Annotated in this window: 14 protein-coding genes; 5 read left to right on the top strand and 9 right to left on the bottom strand. The window is 43.5% G+C overall.

Annotated features, from left to right (window positions below):
• The first annotated feature begins 23 nt into the window (after positions 1–23).
• Positions 24–1,001, top strand: a complete 978-nt coding sequence (locus ACMFL8_RS07025; protein WP_413190511.1) for a zinc-dependent alcohol dehydrogenase family protein — start codon at positions 24–26, stop codon at positions 999–1,001.
• A 181-nt stretch (positions 1,002–1,182) separates the two neighbouring features.
• Here ACMFL8_RS07025 and ACMFL8_RS07020 read toward each other — a convergent pair whose 3' ends face one another.
• Positions 1,183–1,800: a trimeric intracellular cation channel family protein gene (locus ACMFL8_RS07020; RefSeq protein ID WP_413190510.1), complete on the bottom strand. Its 618-nt coding sequence runs from the start codon at positions 1,798–1,800 to the stop codon at positions 1,183–1,185.
• A 441-nt stretch (positions 1,801–2,241) separates the two neighbouring features.
• Between ACMFL8_RS07020 and ACMFL8_RS07015 the strand changes: the two genes are divergently transcribed.
• Positions 2,242–3,228: a hypothetical protein gene (locus tag ACMFL8_RS07015; RefSeq protein WP_413190509.1), complete on the top strand. Its 987-nt coding sequence runs from the start codon at positions 2,242–2,244 to the stop codon at positions 3,226–3,228.
• Positions 3,229–3,548: 320 nt separating this feature from the next.
• Here ACMFL8_RS07015 and ACMFL8_RS07010 read toward each other — a convergent pair whose 3' ends face one another.
• The 4 genes from ACMFL8_RS07010 to ACMFL8_RS06995 form a co-directional block, all read right to left on the bottom strand.
• Positions 3,549–4,946, bottom strand: a complete 1,398-nt coding sequence (locus ACMFL8_RS07010; protein ID WP_413191381.1) for an FAD-binding oxidoreductase — start codon at positions 4,944–4,946, stop codon at positions 3,549–3,551.
• A gap of 141 nt (positions 4,947–5,087) precedes the next feature.
• On the bottom strand, positions 5,088–6,515 hold the full coding sequence (locus ACMFL8_RS07005) for a VOC family protein (RefSeq protein WP_413190508.1): 1,428 nt from the start codon (positions 6,513–6,515) through the stop codon (positions 5,088–5,090).
• A gap of 69 nt (positions 6,516–6,584) precedes the next feature.
• Positions 6,585–7,862 (bottom strand): aspartate aminotransferase family protein, encoded by a 1,278-nt coding sequence (locus ACMFL8_RS07000; RefSeq protein ID WP_413190507.1) that lies wholly within the window; start codon positions 7,860–7,862, stop codon positions 6,585–6,587.
• Positions 7,863–8,143: 281 nt separating this feature from the next.
• Entirely contained in the window at positions 8,144–9,055 is a 912-nt protein-coding gene (locus tag ACMFL8_RS06995) for a LysR substrate-binding domain-containing protein (RefSeq protein WP_194621121.1), read from the bottom strand.
• Positions 9,056–9,561: 506 nt separating this feature from the next.
• Here ACMFL8_RS06995 and ACMFL8_RS06990 point away from each other — a divergent pair.
• Complete coding sequence (locus ACMFL8_RS06990) at positions 9,562–10,854, top strand: dicarboxylate/amino acid:cation symporter (RefSeq protein WP_413190506.1); 1,293 nt, start codon at positions 9,562–9,564, stop codon at positions 10,852–10,854.
• A 938-nt stretch (positions 10,855–11,792) separates the two neighbouring features.
• On the opposite strand, the gene ACMFL8_RS06985 is transcribed toward ACMFL8_RS06990, so the two are convergent.
• The 4 genes from ACMFL8_RS06985 to ACMFL8_RS06970 all read right to left on the bottom strand — a co-directional run bounded on the left by ACMFL8_RS06985 (position 11,793) and on the right by ACMFL8_RS06970 (position 18,487).
• A complete protein-coding gene (locus ACMFL8_RS06985) occupies positions 11,793–13,262 on the bottom strand; it encodes an efflux transporter outer membrane subunit (protein ID WP_413190505.1) in 1,470 nt (489 codons plus the stop codon).
• Positions 13,263–13,408: 146 nt separating this feature from the next.
• Positions 13,409–14,527 (bottom strand): ABC transporter permease, encoded by a 1,119-nt coding sequence (locus ACMFL8_RS06980; RefSeq protein WP_413190504.1) that lies wholly within the window; start codon positions 14,525–14,527, stop codon positions 13,409–13,411.
• Entirely contained in the window at positions 14,528–17,299 is a 2,772-nt protein-coding gene (gene rbbA / locus ACMFL8_RS06975; protein WP_413190503.1) for a ribosome-associated ATPase/putative transporter RbbA, read from the bottom strand.
• A 114-nt stretch (positions 17,300–17,413) separates the two neighbouring features.
• A complete protein-coding gene (locus ACMFL8_RS06970) occupies positions 17,414–18,487 on the bottom strand; it encodes an HlyD family secretion protein (protein WP_413190502.1) in 1,074 nt (357 codons plus the stop codon).
• A gap of 697 nt (positions 18,488–19,184) precedes the next feature.
• Here ACMFL8_RS06970 and arcD point away from each other — a divergent pair.
• Both arcD and arcA read left to right on the top strand, forming a co-directional pair.
• Complete coding sequence (gene arcD / locus ACMFL8_RS06965; protein ID WP_413190501.1) at positions 19,185–20,621, top strand: arginine-ornithine antiporter; 1,437 nt, start codon at positions 19,185–19,187, stop codon at positions 20,619–20,621.
• Between the two features lie 142 nt (positions 20,622–20,763).
• Positions 20,764–22,008 carry an arginine deiminase gene (gene arcA / locus ACMFL8_RS06960; protein ID WP_413190500.1) on the top strand — a complete coding sequence of 415 codons (1,245 nt, stop codon included), beginning with the start codon at positions 20,764–20,766 and terminating at the stop codon, positions 22,006–22,008.
• Positions 22,009–22,050 lie beyond the last annotated feature (42 nt).

Here is a 22,050-nt window from a genome sequence, read left to right as displayed (position 1 = left end):
CCACACCAGTAAAGGGTAATAACATGAAAGCGATGATCATTAAAGAAATCGGTACAACTGCAGTTTTTCAATTGGCAGAAAAACCAAAACCAACGGCAACACTAGGTCACATGGTTGTGGAAGTGAAAGCCACTAGTGTGAATCCTATTGATACCATGCTGCGCTCAGTCGAGCTGCCTTGGTCGGAGAATTTGCCAGAGATACTACACGGTGATGTAGCTGGCATTGTGAGCGAGATAGGTGCCGACGTCACTGAATTTAGTGTTGGTGACGAAGTTTATGGTATGGCTGGTGGCCTTAACGGTATTGATGGTGCACTTGCTGAATTCATGTTGGTTGATGTGCGTTTGATGGCTAAAAAGCCTAAAACACTCAGCATGAAGCAAGCCGCAGCCCTGCCGTTGGTCGCACTCACTTCTTATGAGGCACTCGTACAAAAAATGAATGTCAAAGAAGGCGATAACGTCTTGATTCATGGTGCAACAGGAGGCGTTGGTCATATTGCCGTTCAGCTAGCAAAAGTACTTGGCGCGACAGTCACCGCTACCTACTCTCCTGCTAATAGTGCACTAGCACAAACACTAGGCGCGGATCATCTAGTGGATTATACAACAGCGGAGGTTGATGACTATGTGGCGACGTATACTGACGGCGTGGGTTTTGACAAAATTTTCGATACGGTGGCTGGTGATAATATTCAAAAATCTTTTCAAGCCGTTAGATTCAATGGCCATGTCGCCACTATTTTACCCATTGCTGATCCATTGCAAGTTGCTCTCAAAGCCTTATCCTTTCATGGTGTTTTGGTGCTCATTCCATTATTTCATGGCATCAACCATGAATCGCACGGTCGTATCCTGACAATGATTGCAGAGCTGGTTGATAGTGGCAAAATCACGCCTATCATAGATGATAGTAACTACTCTATTTGGGAGGTAGCACGCGCGCATGACCATCTTGAATCAGGTAAAGCAGTGGGTAAAATTACGCTCACTGTATAGTAGTATTCGGGCGTGTCCTCATTTTGAACATGACGATAAAAATGAGATAAATTGCAGCCAGACTGTATTAAATAGCTGCGTCAAATAGCTGTGTTAAAAATGAGGTGTTCACAGATAATAACGACTCTCTAAAATAACACAGCTCGCTCGTAGAAATTCTTATAATGGTAGGGTCACTATTTTATTTGGAAGTTTCTAAAAAATGGAATACGGGTAATCGCCACTTTGCTCTAACCGCTGCCATACGGATTAAGTAACCAGCAACCAAACTAACAATGACACTGATATTGCTACTAACAGTAAAATACTGGAGTGTTAAATATAAACACGCAACGATCAAGGAAACTGAAGCGTATAACTCATGATGTAAAACCAATGGGGTTTGGCGACATATTAAATCACGCAGCAACCCGCCAAATACGCCTGTTACAATGGCAGCAACCACACAAACACCATAGTGAAGTCCCATGTTAAGCCCTACTTGGCAACCAATAATGCTAAAGGCCGCTAGCCCCAAAGCATCCAAACGCATGAAAACGCCATTAAATTTAACGACCCATTTAGCCAACCAGGTCGTTATAAGCCCAGCCACACAAACAATTAATAAATATTCAGGATGTTCTACCCAAGTTAAGGGGTAATTACCAAGTAGGATATCTCTGATACTACCACCACCTATCGCCGTTACACTCGCGATAAGCATAACGCCAAACCAATCCATATTTTGTCGTCCTGCACTTAGTGCACCTGTCATCGCCTCTGCTGTAATACCAATAATGTAAACTATACTTAAAAGCATGGAATGCTCACCTTAAATCTATCTGCTAGTGTAAATGAGGTGAGATTGTAAAGATAAATCTGGTGTATTACGAATGATAATTTGAATCGTTTTGAAAGCATCAGGTACTACTCTATTTTAGCAACGGGAAAGCAAAAAAGAATGCAACGTTATTGTCACTTTATATGAAAAAGCACTGCTTTTCTCGAGCATAAAACGCAGCTTATGCCTAAGCATCAACTTTTCATAAACAAGTAAGAAGGTTACTCAATAGACACGGTCAAAGGCTTTAAATTCCTCTACCTTAGTGCCCTTACTTGAATCCCATCGAGAGCAAATGGGTACAAACCAATATTCCACGCCAAGAATGGATAATGGTTTTCTTAAATTGCTAAATGATGTGGGCTGTAATGAACTTATTATGAATTGCCCACATAACAACCTTGTGAAAGACTAAAAATTATGATGAGAAAAACGTTACTGCTAAGCATGCTGTTACTAAGTATGACTGCGTGCCAGAACACCAATACACAGGGCCTTGAGTCAACAACGGTTTTACAAAATGACCTACCGACGACAACCGCAACCGATAAGTATACTAACAATATAACGGGCGATTACATCACAGATGGCTATACAAAGCGTAACGAGGGTTACGACTGGTTTGCGATCAGCGTACGTGATGCTGGTCAAGATGCTATTAGTTTGTCTATTCGTTCTCGCATAGACAAAAAGAAACCTACTTGTACATTAGACACCGTACTTCATAAAGCTCATGATGGACGGTATCAATTTTGGGTAGATAATAACCCCGTTTATTTGCGCTTTGATGACAATAGCTTATCCATTGAAGGTGAAACATCCCATCTACAAAAAACAGCTTTTTATTGTAGCGGCGGTGCAACGCTTGGTGGCGTATATCAAAAATTAAGCGGTACGCTGGATACTCGACAATTGGACAACTCGCAATACGCTACATCACTCAATTATGGTGATTTTTCTACTCAAGTGACCAGCACCTCCGACGGCAATGGTGGTTATATCTTGCAGATTCAGTCAGTGGGCGAAGACATTATCGAGCGACCAATTAGCGATCCTGTTGTTAGTGCTGACGTGGGTGATATTAATGGCGATGGATACCATGAAATTCTGGTGTTCACTCAAAGTGTGGGTAGCGGCTCATATGGTGACGTGATTGCTTATTCGAGCAATAAAGGGCTGTCATGGAGTGAAGTCTCTTATCCAGAGCTGACTGACACACTCAAACAAGGTTATATGGGCCATGATGCGTTTGCATTGGTTGAGAATGTATTGGTTAGACGTTTTCCACTCTATTTAGAAGAGGATAGCAATGCCAATCCACAAGGTAAAACACGCCAAATTCAGTATCGTATGATAGAGGGTGAGGCTTCTCGTCAGTTTGTGATTGACACAGTTAATGAGTTTTAAGTACTTCTTAAAAGTTTACTGCATAATAGAATGAAGCAAGTGCTATATAAAAACTTTGAAATACAGTTAATTTTAGCATTAACTGTATTAACTAGTGCCTGTACAAATATGGACCTTATTCAAACCACCGCTATTGATACTGTATTTGAAGAGACGAAGCTGGTAAAAGCTAGACCAATAGCTATCGAAAAATCGAATATAAATTTCGACAGTCATCCAATTGCAAAACGTTATAGAACTGATCTATGTTGCATATAGCGTGAGTAATGTTTCTTACTTAGCATTTTACTTAAGCTATGCCATCGATCTTAGGATTTTATCTACATATCAAAAATCTTGCCACGGTTCATAATATTATTGGGATCAAAGACTTTTTTGACCTCTCGTAAGTAATCAATCTCAGTCTCGCTGCGGCTGTAGTGCAAATAAGGCTTTTTGGTCATACCCACGCCATGTTCAGCAGAGACTGAGCCGCCATACTTCTGTACCGTCTCAAACACGTGCTTATTGACGATCTGACACTCTGCAAAGAAATCATCCTTACTCATGTTTTCAGGTTTTAGAATATTCAGATGCAAATTGCCATCGCCGATATGACCGAACCAGCACACTTCAAAGTCAGGATAGTTACTGCTGACAATGTGATCAATCTGTTCTATAAATTCAGGCACATGGCTTATCAGTACAGAGACATCGTTCTTATAAGGGGTAAATACTGAGATGGTCTCAGAGATGTATTCGCGCAATTTCCACAGCTCTTCTGCCTGCGCGAGGCTTTGACTCATCACCCCATCGACGACCCAACCTTGCTCCATGCAGTGCTCAAATATTGCCATCGCCTTATCCATGATCGGCTCATATGGCGCTTCAAACTCTAGCAATGTATAAAACTTGGTACGCGACTCAAACGGCTCTTGTACTTGACCATGTGCCATTAACTTGTCAATCGCCACGTCGTCAAAGAACTCAAATGCCGTTAAGTCAATTTGTGCTTGAAAAGCCGATAGTACATTCATCACATCGTTAAAGCTGTCCATACCGAGCACCATGACGTTTAAGTCTTGCGGCTGACGCTCAAGCTTGATCTGTGCATGGGTGACAAACCCTAGGGTTCCTTCGCTACCGATGAACAGTTGACGCAGATCATAACCTGTGGCGTTCTTTACCATACCGCGATTCAGCTGCAAGATATCACCTTTACCAGTGACCACAGTCAGCCCCATGATCCATTGACGGGTCATGCCGTAACGAATGACTTTAATACCGCCTGCGTTGGTACCGATGTTGCCACCGATTTGACTTGAGCCTGCTGAGGCAAAGTCGACAGGGTAGTATAAGTCTTTGGACTCTGCAAACTGTTGCAACTGCTGCGTGATGACACCGGCCTCAACTTCAACCATGCGATCGGCCGGATAGAATTGTCCGATATGGTTCATTTTATCCATACTAACGACGATTTCACCATTAGCAGCCACGGCGCCAGCTGATAGACCAGTACGACCGCCACTTGGAGTCAGAACAACGTTGTGCTCGTTGGCAAGGAGTACGATAGATTGCACTTGCTCGGTAGTTTTTGGAAAAACAATGGCAGCAGCAGCAGGCGCAAAGTGCTTGGTCCAGTCTTTGCCCCAATGCTCTAAGCTCTCAGCGTCAGTCTTGATTTGGATGAGGCCGTAACCATGATCTTGTTGCAACTTTTGTATGATAATATCAACCACCCCTTGTGAGAGGTCTGAAAAATTATTCACCAGATATGTTCCCTACGATAGTAAATAAAAACGCATTAATAGCTGCCGCTATTTTTATCAATAGTGACACAGATATTTTGCTATTTTGAGCCGACTATATGTGTTTAACGCTTATGCTGTCTTTTGCAAGGCAATAAAACAATCTTGTAGACTCTGATCTTGGGTCGTCTCATACAAAGCCAATTCATCTTGAACGTGAGTACCCAGTGCTTTTTCAAACGCCTGTTGATTTGAATTTCCCTCATAGCTACTTTGTTTATCATCACGTAGATTCGACTGAAAAATTCCTGCCGCACTCACAGGTAAAAAATCTTCGTAAACAATAGGCTCAATACGTATCACGTTTTTTTCGATCAGCTCGACAAGCGCGGATTTGGACTCAGCCATCTCCAAGCTCGTGAGCTGCAAGTCATCATTACTGTTATCCACGGGTTGATAATAAAAATACGCCAAGCCTTCGCTATGCAGCGTTTGATAATCATCAGGAAATGCGGCAAATGTCGCCTCTAAAATCTGATAATACTGTGAGGCATTGACTTCATTTGGGGTCACACCTAGCTGGTTACGAGCGTCACTCAGCAGTTTGTCATATAGTGCTCGACCCTTTGACGTCAATGCCACGCCGCGCTGCTCAATCTCACCAAAGCGTGCCGTATGTTGGCCTTGCTCATAGCTATTTTGTCTTGCATCAGCCAACGTATTCTTAAAGCGAACTGCTTCTTCTAGTGCCTTAAAGCTCGTTTGTCTTAATAAAATCGGGCAATTTCGTTTTGGTGGCCCTTCGATGATCGCTTTTGGCGGTATCCCTCTCGCTTGCATTCTGTGCTGTACAGTATCAATATCCAACGTTCGAGGCGTCAGATGATTGATATGTGGGCCTTTGAACCCGACCACATCAGCGATGAGGCCATGTTGCTGCAACAGTTTTTCATACAGCGCCTTTGACACAGGAGTACTATCATGCCAGCGAAACGTTTCTAGTGCCTCAACGACGAACTGCTGGCCTGCTTGCTCACTCAACCCACCTTGCTCTTCAAAAGACTCAATAAGCTCGATGACAGTATCAGTAAAGATGTTGCGGCGTGCTAATGCTGCTACGGCCTCTTCTTTAAGTGCTTCATCACCAATAAGATCTAAGCGTAATAATGACGTAAATACTCGAAAGGGGCTCTTGCTTAATGACTCTGCATCAGTCGCTCGAAATGCGGTGGAATGTACAGGCACACCAGCTGGGGCCAAATCATAGTAGCCAACAGGGTGCATACCCATCACCGCAAACAATCGACGCATCATACTAAGCTCAGCGGCAGTACCCACTCTAATGGCGCCGTGGCGCTCCATACTTAGCCTATCCATTTCCCCAGTATGCTCAAGCTGTGCTTTGATATCAGGTTGAGCAGCTAAAACCTCGGTGTTCACGTCAGTGACCAAATCAATAAGATCGCCATATAACGGAACTTCTGCTTGATACATCGCTGACATGGCCACAGAAAACTGATGGCGAATATCATCACTACTCATAAAACCGTTATTATTCATAGATATTTATCCTTTTTATAGCTATTGAGAAAGCCTATTGCTGGTAACTCATTTATTAATAATTTGTGCTTAAGACCAGTCAGCTGGATCTTGATCAGGAATCGTATTTAAGACGTCTCTTAAAATATCAAGGCCAGCTTGTAGCGTTTCAGGCTCAATGGTCAGTGGCGGTAACAATCGAATGATATGACGGTGTTTGCCACTTGGCATGAGCAGTAAGCCTTGTTTTCGCGCTTGGGTTAGTATATGAGCCATCACACTAGGATGAGAGCCATACTCCACATGACGCAGCTCAATACCACGCATCGCTCCAATACCTGTGAGACCATACAACCAAGGAGAAACATCTTTCGCCTGCCATTGCGCGATACTTGTTTCAATCACTTGCGCATAGTGCTTGGCAGATGCCCATATCTCATCCTCTTGCATGATATCTATCGTGGCATTTGCCGCTGCACACGCCACTGGATTACCAGAGTACGTACCACCCAAACTGCCTTTAGGCAAGCCATTTATCACACTGGCCTTCCCTACGACTGCACCTAAGGGCAAGCCGCCTGCGATGCTTTTACCAAGTAGTATCATATCTGGCTCAATGCCCAAATGTGAAAAGGCAAAAGGTGAACCAGTACGTCCATAGCCTGATTGGATCTCATCCATAATTAGCAAGATACCGTGCTCATCACAAAAGGCGCGCAGGTACTGAGCAAAAGAGGGTGACATTAACTGAAACCCGCCTTCCCCTTGTATGGGCTCTGCGATAATCGCACCAATATTATTGATATCAGTTTCTACTTCAAACAAACGATTTAGCGCATCGATTGCCTGTTGGTCACTCACCTCATTGTCTGGACTGGGAAAAGGAATGTGATAGACACTGCCGGCTAACGGTCCTAACCCTCGCTTGTAAGGGGCAACCTTGCCATTTAGATTAACAGCAGCCAACGTACGACCATGGAACCCGCCATCAAAAGCAATAACCCCAGTACGCTTGGTCTTGAGACGCGCAATTTTTATGGCATTTTCAGTAGCCTCTGCACCAGAGTTGGTGAGCATGCCTGATAGCTCGCCACTAATAGGAATGAGCTCGCACAATCGCGGCATGAAGGTTTGATAGGGGATGTGCGCAGCTGCATTGTAAGCATAATGAATGAGCGATTGGGTTTGAGTGATAATGGCCGTCACGATATGAGGGTGGCAATGTCCGAAGTTTAAGACCCCAATGCCACCCACAAAATCGATGTAGCATTTGTCGTTATTGTCCCAAACTTTTGCATTCTTACCTTTGGCTAAGGTGATGGGATGCACCATCGTAAAAGCATCAGTGACGTTGTATAGCTTATCCATTAAGAGTCTCTTATCTTCCTTAAATGTGACCCTCATTTCAGCAAAACCTGATGCACTCAGCAAACGAATAATAGTTGTGCTTTCATTCCTTTTCGTTATTGTGAGAAAAAACCAAGGCCAAGATAGAAAAAACCCAAGCATAAATACATGTTCAATCAAAGTCTTATGAAGCCTTTCAATAGTTTTTATTGCGTTGGACGCTTGCGCTGACCACTATCGATTAGCGGTAAATATTTATCTAACCAATCATCACGACTCGTTTTTTAACGGTTCAACCTGCCCTAGGTTTCAAGGTAAGCAGATATCCAATTTATAATGACTTTTATTCTGTGTGACTCACCAAGTGATAATGGATAAGTCATATAATAAGACCCTCTGCCTTTTGCAGCATAATCCCATGCGGTGACCAGCGCACCTGACTGCAACTCACGTTCTACCAAGCGTAGCGGTACAAGCGCGATGCCATATCCCACTAATGCCGCTGATATACATGCCTGAAACGTATCAAAACGCGGGCCTATGAATGTACTATCAACACTGACCTCTTGTTGTTCAAAGTATTCGTACCATGCATTTAAGCGCGAATTGAGATGCAATAAGGTACAACTAGCGACATTGCTCGTGAAGGGTTTTTCGTCTTTTAAATAATCAGGATGGCAGACGGCCACACTGTATTCATCAAACAGCTTAATCGCCTCCATTCCACCCCAAATACCAGTACCATACAAAAACGCGATATCGACATTTTGGTCTTCAGAAAAAAATGGTCCAACCTGTTCTTTGATCTCTAAATTAATTAGGGGATGTGCTTCATTAAATCCACTCAACGCAGGTATCAACCAACGTGAACAAAACGTTGGGTGCGAGACAATTCTCAATACCTCGGTATTATCACTGTGCGACACTAAATTGGTCGTTGCCATCTCGATATGTTTTAGTATATCGAGCACATCCAAATAATACGTCTTGCCAGCAGGTGTCAACGAGATTTTCTGCGGTGTTCGATAAAACAGAGCAATATTTAGCACTTCCTCTAGCTGCGCTACCTGCTTACTGATGGCGCTTTGAGTCATGTGCATCTCTTGCGCCGCATTGGTAAAACTTAAGTGTCTAGCCGCTGTCTCAAAACATTGTAAAGCTTTGGTTGAAGGATATTTTCTAAAATCTAGCGAACTGTTAGTATCCGTTTTCATAACTTATTTTTAAATCCAAAATAGTAATTGTGGTTATATATATCCAATTTGAAACACGGTCAATTCAAAATGACGGTGGCACAAATGGTAATCTTGTTTTCTGCTGGTATAATCCTGCCTTGCTTGCTGTGCGCCAAACATTCCAAAGGCTGTAAAACCTATCCCAACCGTCCTGTATCTGCTTTAAATTGATCGACTATATATCGAGTAAACCGCCTAAGCATTCGTTAAAAATAATCGTGAACTCCTCCATTAGTAAGAAAAAAAGGAATGCTCGCCATAAATTAATTCGCTTGTTTCAGTGATTGTTGGTGTTTAGTATCTTTACCTTAAGGAAAAATTCTAATATCACATGTCTGAAAACTGACAGCATCCGTATCAAGCCAAAGCGTTTGAATCATACAGGACTGGACAATGGAATGTCTAAAATCAAAATATTCTCTTGCCCATCTCCACATATCCTTTTAAAAGTCAGTAACAGATATTGTAAATAACAGGAGATAGTAATGGGAATAATTTGGCGTTGGTATACCAGCATGTCATTCATGGTAAAAATGACGGGCGGCTTTTTAATAGGTATTTTTTTGGCACTGGTACTGGGCGAGCACAGTAGTTTTCTGTCACCGCTTGGAATCCTGTTTTTAAACTTATTGAAAATGGTCGTGATACCTCTTGTCCTTTTCTCTTTGATGGTCGCCGTCAATCACTCCAACCCTAAAGAACTCGGTCGGATAGGACTAAAAATATTCCCCTTTTATATCGTCTCGACTGGTATTGCGGTGGTCGTTGGTATTGTTTTGGCAAAGATGACCAATCCTGGTGCAGGATTTTCGTTGCCGACCGCTGTAACTATGGATGCCCATGCCCGCCCATCTTTCATTGATACCCTACTGAATATGGTACCCAGCAATATCTTCAATGCTTTTGCTCAAGGTGATATTCTCGCGGTCGTATTTGTCGCGGTTATCTCTGGATTGGCTATTTTGTTCATGCGCCATTCAGCAGACGAAAAGCAACAAGAAATGGGTGATTTTTTATTCAGACTGCTCGAAGCTTGTAACGAAGTCGTCTCCAAAATACTAAGCGGCATTCTATTATATGCACCGATTGGCGTATTGGGCATCACTGCCAATACCTTTGGTACGCAAGGATTGGATGTCGTTATTGCGCTGGGTAAATTTATTGGTACGTCATACCTTGGTGTTATCATATTGGTGGGGGTTGTGTTCCCGATTATGTTGAAGCTCTTTGGCGTAAAAGTCATTCAATTCTATAAAAATATCAAAGAAGCGGCTTTTACCTCATTTGTGACCAGCAGTAGCCTGAGCACGCTACCGATTACCATTAAATGCGCAGAAAAAGCAGGTATTGGTGAGCGTGTTGCCAAACTGACATTGCCTATTGGCGCAACTGTAAACATGAATGGTACGGCATTACGTTTTGGTGTCGCTGTCATCTTTGCAGCAGAAATCATGGGCATGTCACTGTCGGTACCTGAATTGGCCACCATTGTCATCATTGGAACTATGGCCGCGATTGGTACGGCTGGTGTGCCAGGTGCTGGATTAATTGGTATGTCTATCGTCTTTACACAAGCGGGATTGCCCATCGAAATTGTTGCGCTCACCGCAGGTATCAATATCTTGGTCGATATGATCTTCACCTTTGGCAACGTCGTTGGTGACTTAGTGGGTGCCAAAATAGTAGACCAGACCGAAAAAAGAAGTAACTCTAGAGACTTAACCGATGCTAATTTGGGACATCAAAATGAGATGCAAAAAGTCATCGCTATTGAATAGGTTTTAACTAGAAAAATTAATAATATCTGGGTATATTCTAGGATTACTCACATGAGTATTATGTACATCACATAATACTCATATCGATATTGCTGTTTGTCTATAACGCTGCTTAGAGTGTATCAAGTTTGCAATATATCAAAGCACCTTAAATCAAAGGGGCAATCGCGATAGAACTGTAAACTCAAGGCTGTATATATAATGTATTTGAAAAGCACTAACAGTACTTCGTAAAGATACTATAATATCGCAATCCAAACAGATATAGCGATATTCGTATGTTGTTAAATTTGTTGTTAAAAATAATATATATAACCATAAAACCCTTATTAAAAAAGGCTTTCACTAAGTTAGTCGTTGCGTGGTGGTGGCGCACCAATTATTGTATTAACAGTCCTGAATAATCCTTAAAAAACCCTTGCAAGCCTTACGCTTCAAGGGATTTTTATTATGTAGCCCTTAATAACCCTTAATAATAAGGGTATTTATCTCCCTATTTTGACGGTATCGAAAAGCCTATAGATTGAACCACTCTTACTTCAGTGCAAGCTCAAAGTCAGAAGCAGCGGTGATGGTAAATTTTATTGATGTTAACAAGCAGGCACATGGGATCGAGCCAATCTGTAGAGTACTACCAATTGCCCCTAATCGTATGAATACCGATATGATGATGAAAACATCGAAACCATACCTCTAAAATCAGATAAAGCGTTGTTCGCATACTTATTGAAGTATTAAATGACGCCACCATCACAGGGGTAGCTATTCAAGCCACTGTTCCTATGTATTGGCATAATAAAATGGAGCACGGTATACAACTTCTTTAAGCCTTATTAATTTATTACACAGCTAACTCATGCTCGTACTACATTCCGAAGATTCAGATTTTTTCAGTATCCTCTTATAAGTGAGTATAACCTCTCATAAGCTGCCTGAATTTATGATGCCTTCGCAGTAACATTCTCTACCCACCCTCCTCCCAATGACTTGTAAAGGTTCAGTAGCATCTGTGCTCGAGCAAGCTGCGAGTAAATCAAGTTTTCTTGTATTTGTTCTGAGTCAAGCTGCGCTGTCAGAGCTTCATCTAGCGTTTGATAACCATAATGAAATAGTTTTTCAGCATCGCTTGCCCGCTTGACAGACTGCTGATAGGCCTTATTCAGAAATTTTTGTTGCTGTTCTAGTGCCTGATGCGCCTGATAGGTGTTATCCACCTCACCAAGCGCACGCAGTAGCCGTCGATCATATTGAAGTAGCGCTGTTTGCAAACGAGCGTCTGCGCTGTCAATATTGGCCTTAATCCGACCGTTTGTAAAAATGGGAACCTGTATGCCCACACTCAATATACTGCCCCAACCTTTCAAATCTGGCACATCACTGTCAACGTCAATACGCCCGCCTTGACCTAAAAAACTAATGGAAAAATGTGGCAGCAGATCAGCTTTGGCACTTGCCAGTTTGGCAGAATAGGCATTGACTTGTGCGCCATAGGCACGCAGATCTGGACGACGTTCTAGCAACCCTTGGGGCGTTTGGCCACTGGGCGCACTCGGTTGATGATTGAGAATGTCTACAGTCGTAGAAGGCAGCTCAAAACCTTGCGGTACTTGCCCGATAAGTACGGCTATGCTACGTACGTGCATTGCATACTCTGCATTGATTGTGCTTTTTTTCGCACGCATGGCATTGAGTTTACTTTGGACATTATTAACTTCATACATGGTGACTTGACCCGCTTGAAAACGCCCTTTTATATATCGCTCAAAGCGCGTCAATATCTCTACATTGCGGGCAGTAATGACTTCACGCTGCTGGGCGGCACGGGCTTGAAAATAGTGATCAGCAATTTGATCTGCCAGTAGCATTTGCGCGCCATATATTTTTTCTTGTACACCCAACGCCGCATAACGGGCGGCATCAGCATCACTTTGTTTTCTGCCAAATATATCTGGCTCCCACGCAGCAGAGAATCCCGCATTAGCATGACTGCTATCTATATCTTGGTGCGTCTCCAGCAGCGCTGTACTAGCACCCAATAGACGACTGAGGTTGTCATTTGCAGATAGATGAGCCGAACCATTTATAAGGCCCGCTGAAGCATTGACGCCAGCTTGTGGCCCAAGATCAGCAGTGGCAAGACGACTGATTGCCACTGCTTCTGCAAAACGACTTTCAGCGATACGGATATCGGGGCTGTCTTGTAAGCCTTGCTCTATTAGGCGACTTAATAGCGGATCTTGCCATTGTCGCCACCAGTGGCTAATTTCTGGACTGCCCTTCGCCGCTTTGTTTTCGTCAAACGTTGTCGGAATAGAAATGTCACTTTGGCGTACAACCTGTGTGCTTTGGCAGGCGCTTAAGATCAAGACCAATGCTCCCAAACTCACAATTTTGGATAATGGAAACATGCGCTTCTTCTCCTTATATTCTCTATCATTATTTTTAATTCAGTGCCATGGTCGAATATCAAACACGCCCTATAACGTCTCTTAGGATATAGGTATACGTATGACTGGTTTTGATTGAGCCAAATTGGGCCAGTCTGTTTTGCACATTATCCTAGCTTTTCAAGCATCGCTTTAAATCGTACTAAAGCAAAAATAAGAAACACGACGCCGATACCTGTCATGACTAATAACTCAGGCCAAACAATGTCCAAGCCAGCATTACGGAATAAAACATTTTGAGTAAAGCTGACAAACTGAGTCGTGGGCCAATATTCGCTTATCATTTGTGCCGCTTCGGGCATATTGCTGCGTGGCGCTATAGAGCCAGATAAGAGTAACGATACAACCAAAACGGGCAACATCAATAAGGCAAACTGCGGCATACTCGGCGCCATGGTTGATAGCATAATGCCGAGAGAAGATATGGAGAATAAATACACCACTACACCACTACCGAATAAAAGCAGCGACCCGTTAATGGGAATGCCAAGCAGATACTGGATCACAAAAACCATCGATAACATGGAGGCACATAAAATCACCAAGCTATTGGCAAGTATTTTTGAAATCACGATTTCTGTTGTATTGACTGGCATCACCAAGAGATGCTCGATGGTGCCACGTTCGCGTTCACGGATAACGGCAGCACCGGACAACCCTATTGCCAAGAGCGCAATCATATTGCAGACTTCCATAACTGGTGTGTACCAGTAGCTGTCTCCGTTTGGGTTAAATATCATGTTCAGTACTGGCTTGACCAATAACGGTGGATCGGCTTGTTTTAAAAAATTACTCACTTCCTGATTAAATATTTGGAGAATATAGGCTTGCCCAATACCTGCTTGAGTCATGGTGGTCGCATCAATTAACAGCTGAACTTGCGGTTTTCGTCCAGCCAGCACATCTCGTTCAAACCCAGGGGGAAATTCCAGCACAAAAATAAGCTTGCTTTTGTCCATCAACTCATCGACATCTTCGCGTTTCACATCGACAGGAGGCAGAAAGTAAGGTTGTTGTAGGGCATCTCGAATTTGTCTGGTCAGGGCTGTACGGTCTAAATCTATAATACCTACAGGCGCATTGCGTACATCCGTATTGATGCCTTCTGCCACAGTATAGATAGTGACAGAGAACACAAAGCCAATCATGAGAAACAGTATCTTGTCTCCAAACAGACTGCGCAATTCTTTGATGGTCAACGTCCAGATATTTTTAAAAGTCTGCACTTATACCTCCTGCTTTTTCAGGAAAATAGAGGCAAATGTGATAAATGCCAAGGCAAAAGCGGTCAAAACCATGTACTCCGTCAAAAAACTGGACCAACTCAGTCCTTTAGTAAACCCGCCAATACTGATACGCTGATACCAAGATGCGGGGAACCCGACCCCAATGGCATAAGCAATGCCGTCCATACTAGAGAGCGGGTACAACAACCCAGAGTAGTTAATGGTGGGTATCAGAGTGACAATGGCGGTGACAAACAGCGCTGCAACCTGTGTGCGAACCAAACTAGACACAAGCAGCCCCAGTCCTGTAGATACATAGACCAACAGCAATGCGCCAAAAGACATCGCCAAAAAAGAGCCTTTTATGGGCACTTTGAACCAAAATATGGCCATGAGCACAAGTATGAGATAATTGATCAGTCCCAGAACGACATAAGGTAGCTGTTTTCCAAGTAGGTATTGAGGCACACTGGCTGGTGATGTGTAGAGGTTTGATATCGAGCCAACTTCGCGCTCACGCACCACACCCAGCGTGGTCATCATTGCCGGAATCAACATGAGTATCATCATTAACACACTTGGGATGACCGCATTCACGCTCTTAAAGTCTTGGTTATACATAAAGCGTGGAACCACTTCAGCGGCAGGGTCTAAATCGATAGGCAAGCCAGTATCTTGAAGAAGGTCTGTGATATATATCGTCATAATCCCCCCTACATAGCCCTCAATATTGGCTGCATTGAATGGCACTGTCCCATCAATATAAAAGCTTGCTTCTGGTTGTCTATTGGCCAACAAATCACGTCCATAATCCACTGGAATATCAATGACCAATTGCGTCTCAGAGCTTCTAAGCGCGTATTCGGCGGCCTTTATAGAGTCTACGGGTGACGTAGATGTAAAATATTCTGAGCCCGAAAAGTACTCCGTCAACTGTCGACTTTGTACAGAGTGATCTTGATCGAGTATCGTATACGGTAAATCGTGCACATCAAAAGAGATACTCCAACCAGTCATGACCATCAAAATAATGGGTCCAACGATAGCAAAAAACAGCCTGATTTTATCGCGTAATAGCTCTTTAAATTCGCGCGTGGCAAATGTCCAAACAGTGGTAAACCAATATTTAAGCGTGTCGGTTTTGTTGGTTTGATTATCAGGTTCAGACGCTATGATCGCTGATTCTGCTGGCGTATTTTCAGTCGTGTCGTTTTGGCTGGTGGGTTCAGTGTTATTTTTTTCATCTTCAAGCAGATACGCTACAAAAGCTTCTTCGAGATCCTCTGCTTGTTTATTATGTGTCAGCTCTGTCGGTGTACCAACAACCAGCACGCGACCACGATGCATAAAAGAGATGCGATCGCATCGACTGGCCTCATTCATAAAATGAGTAGAAATAAATATAGTGATTTTATCTTCTCGTGAAAGCGTCAATAGCTGTCGCCAAAACATATCACGAGCACCAGGATCGACACCTGAGGTTGGCTCATCCAAAATCAATACTTCGGGATGATGCAGACAAGCCGCTGCCAGCTGTAATCGTTGGCGGATACCTAGTGACAATGAGGCTGGCGCTGTATCCGCCACAGCACTGAGGTCAAATTTATCTAACGCATCCTTTACAGCTTGCTGTCCACGCTCCCCTTCTATTTGATAAAGGGTTGCATGCAGCTCTAAGTTTTGACGTACGCTCAATTCTTCATAAAGCGAGAAAGACTGCGACATATAACCGACACGCATTTTTGTCGCTATATCATTTGCATCGATAGATTGACCCAGCAGTTTGGCTGAGCCCTCTGTTTTATCAATCAATCCAGTCAGCATCTTCATCGTGGTCGATTTACCACAACCATTAGAGCCTAAAAAACCAAAAATCTCACCTTTCTCAATACAAAAGCTGACATTATCAACCGCCGTAAAATCTCCAAAACGTTTGGTTAGGTTTTTTGCCTCAATAGCTGGCGGCGCATCAGGATCAGGGACAAATGGCGTGATAACCAACGCGCCTGCATTCGTTTGTTTCTCTGGTGGCAATAACTTGATGTAGGCTTCTTCAAGTGACGTGACATTCAGCTCTGTCATAACGGTTTGCGTCTGCTGATTGGCTAAGAGCTTGCCATCATCCATCGCTAGCAGGTATTCAAAATTTTTGGCTTCATCAATATAGGCTGTCGACACGATGACCGTCATCTCTTGACGTTCAGCTTGTAACGAGGCCACTAATGACCAGAATTGACGGCGTGATAAAGGGTCTACCCCTGTGGTTGGCTCATCAAGAATCAGTAAGTCAGGATTGTGCACCAATGCACAGCATAAGCTCAGTTTTTGCTTCATTCCGCCCGAAAGCTTGCCAGCCGCACGATCAGGAAATGGTGCTAGCCCAGTTGCCTCAAGTAAACGGGCTATTCGTACATGGCGCTCATGCGCATTCAATCCAAACAGTCGCGCATGAAATTCCACATTCTCATATACCGACAGGGTTGGATAAAGATTATGCCCTAAGCCTTGTGGCATAAAGGCGATATGTTTTGACAGCGCCTCACGTGCAGATTTTTCTGCCATATCCTTACCGAATACTTGCACGGAGCCATTTTGAATGACCTTGACCCCTGCAATAAGAGACAACAACGTTGATTTCCCAACACCATCAGGACCAATTAGCCCAACGGTGCTCCCTTGTAAGATATTTAGGGAAATATTATCAAGAGCAACCGTCTTGCCATATGTATGCGACACAGTGTTAATTTCAACGGCGGTATGTTGGCTATCCATACGTTATCTCTCAGTTTGTATCGTTAATTTATTCATAAAGATAACTCTTCGGTTGTAAAACCCTCTGAATAATTTATGACCTCATTTTCTGCTGTCATACTCGAACATGAGAAACTAGGATTGGCCTTTTTTGGGAAGGTTTATAGCAAGGTTACTCGGCCATACTACGTCGGTATTGCTACGTACATAACCATTACCTGTCATGCCGCCTTTGAGTAGGCCTTTGTATTCTTTGGCTATTTCAACAGGTAACTTGATACGCACTTTAAACATCAGCTTTTCGCGCTCGTTCTGTGTTTCCACTGACTTGGGCGTAAACTGTGCTTGTGATGCAATAAACGAGACTTTTGCGGGCCACACACTATCCAGACCATCTAGCACGACTCTCGCGTCATTACCAACTTGTAAGCCACTCATCTGCCCATTAGGTAAAAAAAGAGTCATAGACACATCCTCTGTATCTAGCAGGCTAACCATTTTGCTGCCTGCTGCAATCACACTACCAACCTCGGCAATTCGGTATTCCACGCGGCCAGCTTTAGGACTGCGTATCAACATATCGTCATTCATCGATGCGGCAGATTTTTCTTGAGCTTTGGCCTGATTGACGCCAGCATTTGCTTCCGCTACTTGAGCATCGATTTGTTGAACAGCTGCCTGCGCTTCTGCGTACGCTGCTCTCGCCGCCTGCACGACCGCAACCGCGCCATTGTATGCCGCTTGGCGTTTGGTCACCTCTGAATCTGACACCAAATCTTCGCGGCGCATCTTGCGGGCATTATCCAACTCCATTTTGGCTATTTTTTGCTGTTCAATCTGCGCATCGATTTGGGCGTTGGCACGCGCCATTGCCTGCTCTCCTTGCTTACGACCTGCCCGTGCCTGTGACACCATTTCATGTGCGCGCTGCTCGGTTGCCTGTGCCGCCACTAACTGACTTTCGCTTTGTGAGGAAGACAGCTCAACAAGCAGCTGATCGACATCGACATCTTCCCCTTCCGCCACCAGCATTTGCTCAACTCTGCCTGGATAAAGGCTAGCAATATCAAACCGCTCAAGCTCCAGTCTACCGTTTGAGCTGACTATTCCTAGCGGTAGGGCTTGTGCAAGCTGCTGCTGTTGCCAGTAATACCAACCGGCAGCAGCGGCCACGACAAGCAATAGAACCAAAACCCATGCTTTTTTCATAACGGTTCCTATATATTATTTATATGCGGAAATAAAACAAAAAATAACCAACCCATACGTCTTTTAACCGTATTAGGGCATGTCCTCAATTTAAAAATTTTAATGATTTTTAGTATAGGGCGTGTTGAGTGTAGGAAATCAGACTAAGCACACCTCGTGTCGATCACGATGACTGGCAATATTGGCGCTGTATGGGCACAAGACACTCTCTACGCCAAGGCGGGATGGTAAGTGATCTATATAAGATGTTCGGTACTCATGTTCGGCAATACAGTTAATTCATTGGGTATTGAGCCGATTAGGACACGACTTAGTAAGAAATACCAATAAATCCATAATTTTATTGTGGTTATGGTACTCGATACCACCTCAATAAACTATCAGAAACTGCATTTATTTTGAGCATCCTATGATTCATCCAATACAATCCTGCAAGTTTTTTGACCGACTCAGAATACTAGTTGTACAAAAACTGCTGCCATAGCAAACATTTTCATCATGAGTTATCACAATTATTTAACTGGTAGAGATACATAAATATTTTTAATGATGGACATTGAGCTAACAAAACCATAATAATCCATGCTAATATTGTGGGGTTTTCATATATTAAACAATGTTTTTAAGTATTCTTCAAGACTAAATCTATTTTGTTGCTTTCATATATTTCTCAATCAGAGAATAAAAGGTCGTCACCATGTCTGAAACAACGCATAATCCATCCGAGAAAAATCTAAACTTTACCGCACTCATTGCCCTTGTCGTAGGCTCTATGATAGGCGGTGGTATCTTTTCATTACCGCAAAACATCGCTGAAACCGCAAGCCCTGGTGCGTCCTTGATTGGCTGGATCATCACTGGCGTTGGCATGCTGATGCTTGCCTTCGTGTTCCAAAATTTAGCACATCGCAAACCTGAACTTGACAGTGGGGTCTATGCCTACGCACAGGCAGGTTTTGGTAACTATATGGGTTTCAACTCTGCATGGGGTTACTGGCTCTCTGCTTGGTTGGGTAACGTTAGTTACTATGTGCTGATATTTAGTACGCTGGGTTATTTTTTTAATGTGTTTGGAGATGGCAATACCCTAACGGCATTGGTGGGTGCCTCTGTATTATTGTGGGCATACAACTTCATGATTACCAAAGGTATCCAGACGGCTACCTCAGTCAATACGTTGATTACGATCGCCAAAGTGATACCGTTGTTCACCTTTATTGTCATTATTTTTACGGTCTTTAATATGGATCTTTTTAATAGCGACTTTTGGGGCAGAGAGACGGATCTAGGGTCAGTCCCTGATCAAGTTAAAAACATGATGATGGTGACGGTATGGGTATTTATTGGTATTGAAGGGGCCAGTGTCTATTCTGCACGCGCCAAAAAACGCTCCGATATTGGTAAAGCCACCGTATTGGGGTTCATTTTTACGTTAGTGCTATTAATGCTGGTTAACTTTTTAGCGATGGGTGTTAGATCCCTCCCTGAGCTGGCAGCGATGAAAAACCCTTCGATGGCTTATTTGCTGGAGTATGCCGTTGGCCCGTGGGGCGCGACCTTTATCTCAGTCGGTTTGGTCGTCTCGCTGCTCGGTGGTTTATTGGCTTGGACGCTATTTTGTGCCGAAGTTTTATTCGTTGCCGCCAAAGACGAAACCATGCCGAGATTCTTTTATAAAACAAATGCCGTTGATGTGCCGGTAAATGCACTATTGGTGTCTTCTGCAGCGACACAGTTATTCTTAGTCATCACCTACTTTAGTAAAAGCACGTATAACAATATCTTTTATCTGTCCACTTCCATGATTTTGATTCCCTATTTCTTCTCTGCCGCTTATGGGTTTTTGGTGGCCTATCGCAAAGAGGGTTACAAAGCATCCGAGAGCGCCAAAAAAGACATTGTTATTGGGGTAACCGCACTGTTTTATAGTATTTGGCTGTTGTATGCAGCTGGTATTCAGTACTTTTTACTATCCGCTTTATTGTATCTTCCTGGCGTGGTTCTCTATATAAAAGCACGCAGAGAGCACAGCTATCAGCTGTTCAATACAGCCGAAAAAGTGGTGCTTGCAGTCATTACTGTCAGTGCCATCTATGCAGCCTATGGCCTCTACAGCGGTACGTTGAGCTTGTAGCGACCATACTAAATAAAATGCCTTACATTTGTAATCACAAAAAGCCGTTCGTCGTAATCGTCACATCAGTTGCTTTTTTCAGATTGTTCGTCCTCTAAACAGTGGTGAGATACTTGCACCCAAACCGCATAAGGATAAAAAAATGTCTGACAAGTCTTTAGGTGTTCATTCAGAAGTCGGTAAATTACACAAAGTTATGGTGTGCTCTCCAGGTCTTGCCCATCAAAGACTGACACCGCAAAACTGTGATGACTTATTGTTTGATGATGTCATGTGGGTGAGCAAGGCCAAAAGTGATCATTATGATATGGTCACAAAAATGCGAGATCGCGATATTGAGGTGGTTGAGATGCATCAACTGCTCGCACAAACCCTTGATAATAATGATGCCATGCAGTGGATTATGGATCATAAAATCACTGATAATCACGTCGGTACTTTATTGGCTGGCGAAGTGAGAGATTGGTTGACCAAACTTGAGCACAAGAAACTGTCTTCATTTTTAATTGGCGGCGTCACCACTGAAGAGTTACCGAATGATATTGGGGCATCACTCAAAAAATTATCCGCATTGTCAGGTACGACTGAGTTTGTATTGCCACCACTGCCCAATACTCAGTTCCCTCGCGATTCCTCAAACTGGATATACGGTGGTGTGACGCTCAACCCGATGTATTGGCCCGCCCGCCAGCAAGAAACACTCCTTATTTCTGCTATTTATAAATTTCATCCAGACTTCAAAGGCGCTGATTTCAAAATTTGGATGGACGACACTGAAGAAGATCTCAGTGGCTGTAGTTTAGAAGGTGGTGATGTCATGCCTATCGGCAACAAAACCGTGCTGATTGGTATGGGTGAGCGAACGTCACAACAAGCGATTACCAGACTGGCCAAGACTTTATTCATCGATGGTTCGGTTGACCATGTCATCGTAGCAGCCTTACCTAAACAACGTTCTGCGATGCATTTGGACACCGTGTTTACGTTTTGCGATATTGATTTGGTCAATGTATTTCCGGCAGTAACAGATCATATTACGACCTTTCATATTCGTCCTGATGAGAGCAAGCCACACGGTATTGATGTGCGCGAAGATGACAGACATTTTTTGAAAGTGGTAGAAGAAGCATCAAGGGTCGATAAATTGAGAGTGGTCGAGACAGGTGGCAATAGCTACGAGGTTGAGCGTGAGCAATGGGATGATGGTAACAATGTTCTTGCCCTTGAGCCAGGCGTTGTCATCTCTTATGACCGCAATACTTATACCAACACGTTACTGCGCAAACAAGGCATTGAAGTGATTACGATTCCAAGCTCCGAGCTGGGCCGTGGACGTGGTGGTGGTCACTGCATGACTTGCCCTATCATTCGCGATCCAACGGATTAGAGCATGTTGAATCCTACCTGCTCATAGCGGTGCCAAATACAG

The organism is Psychrobacter sp. AT9 (assembly GCF_047272965.1).
GTDB lineage: Bacteria > Pseudomonadota > Gammaproteobacteria > Pseudomonadales > Moraxellaceae > Psychrobacter > Psychrobacter glaciei.
This window is presented reverse-complemented; position numbering and strand designations above follow the sequence as displayed.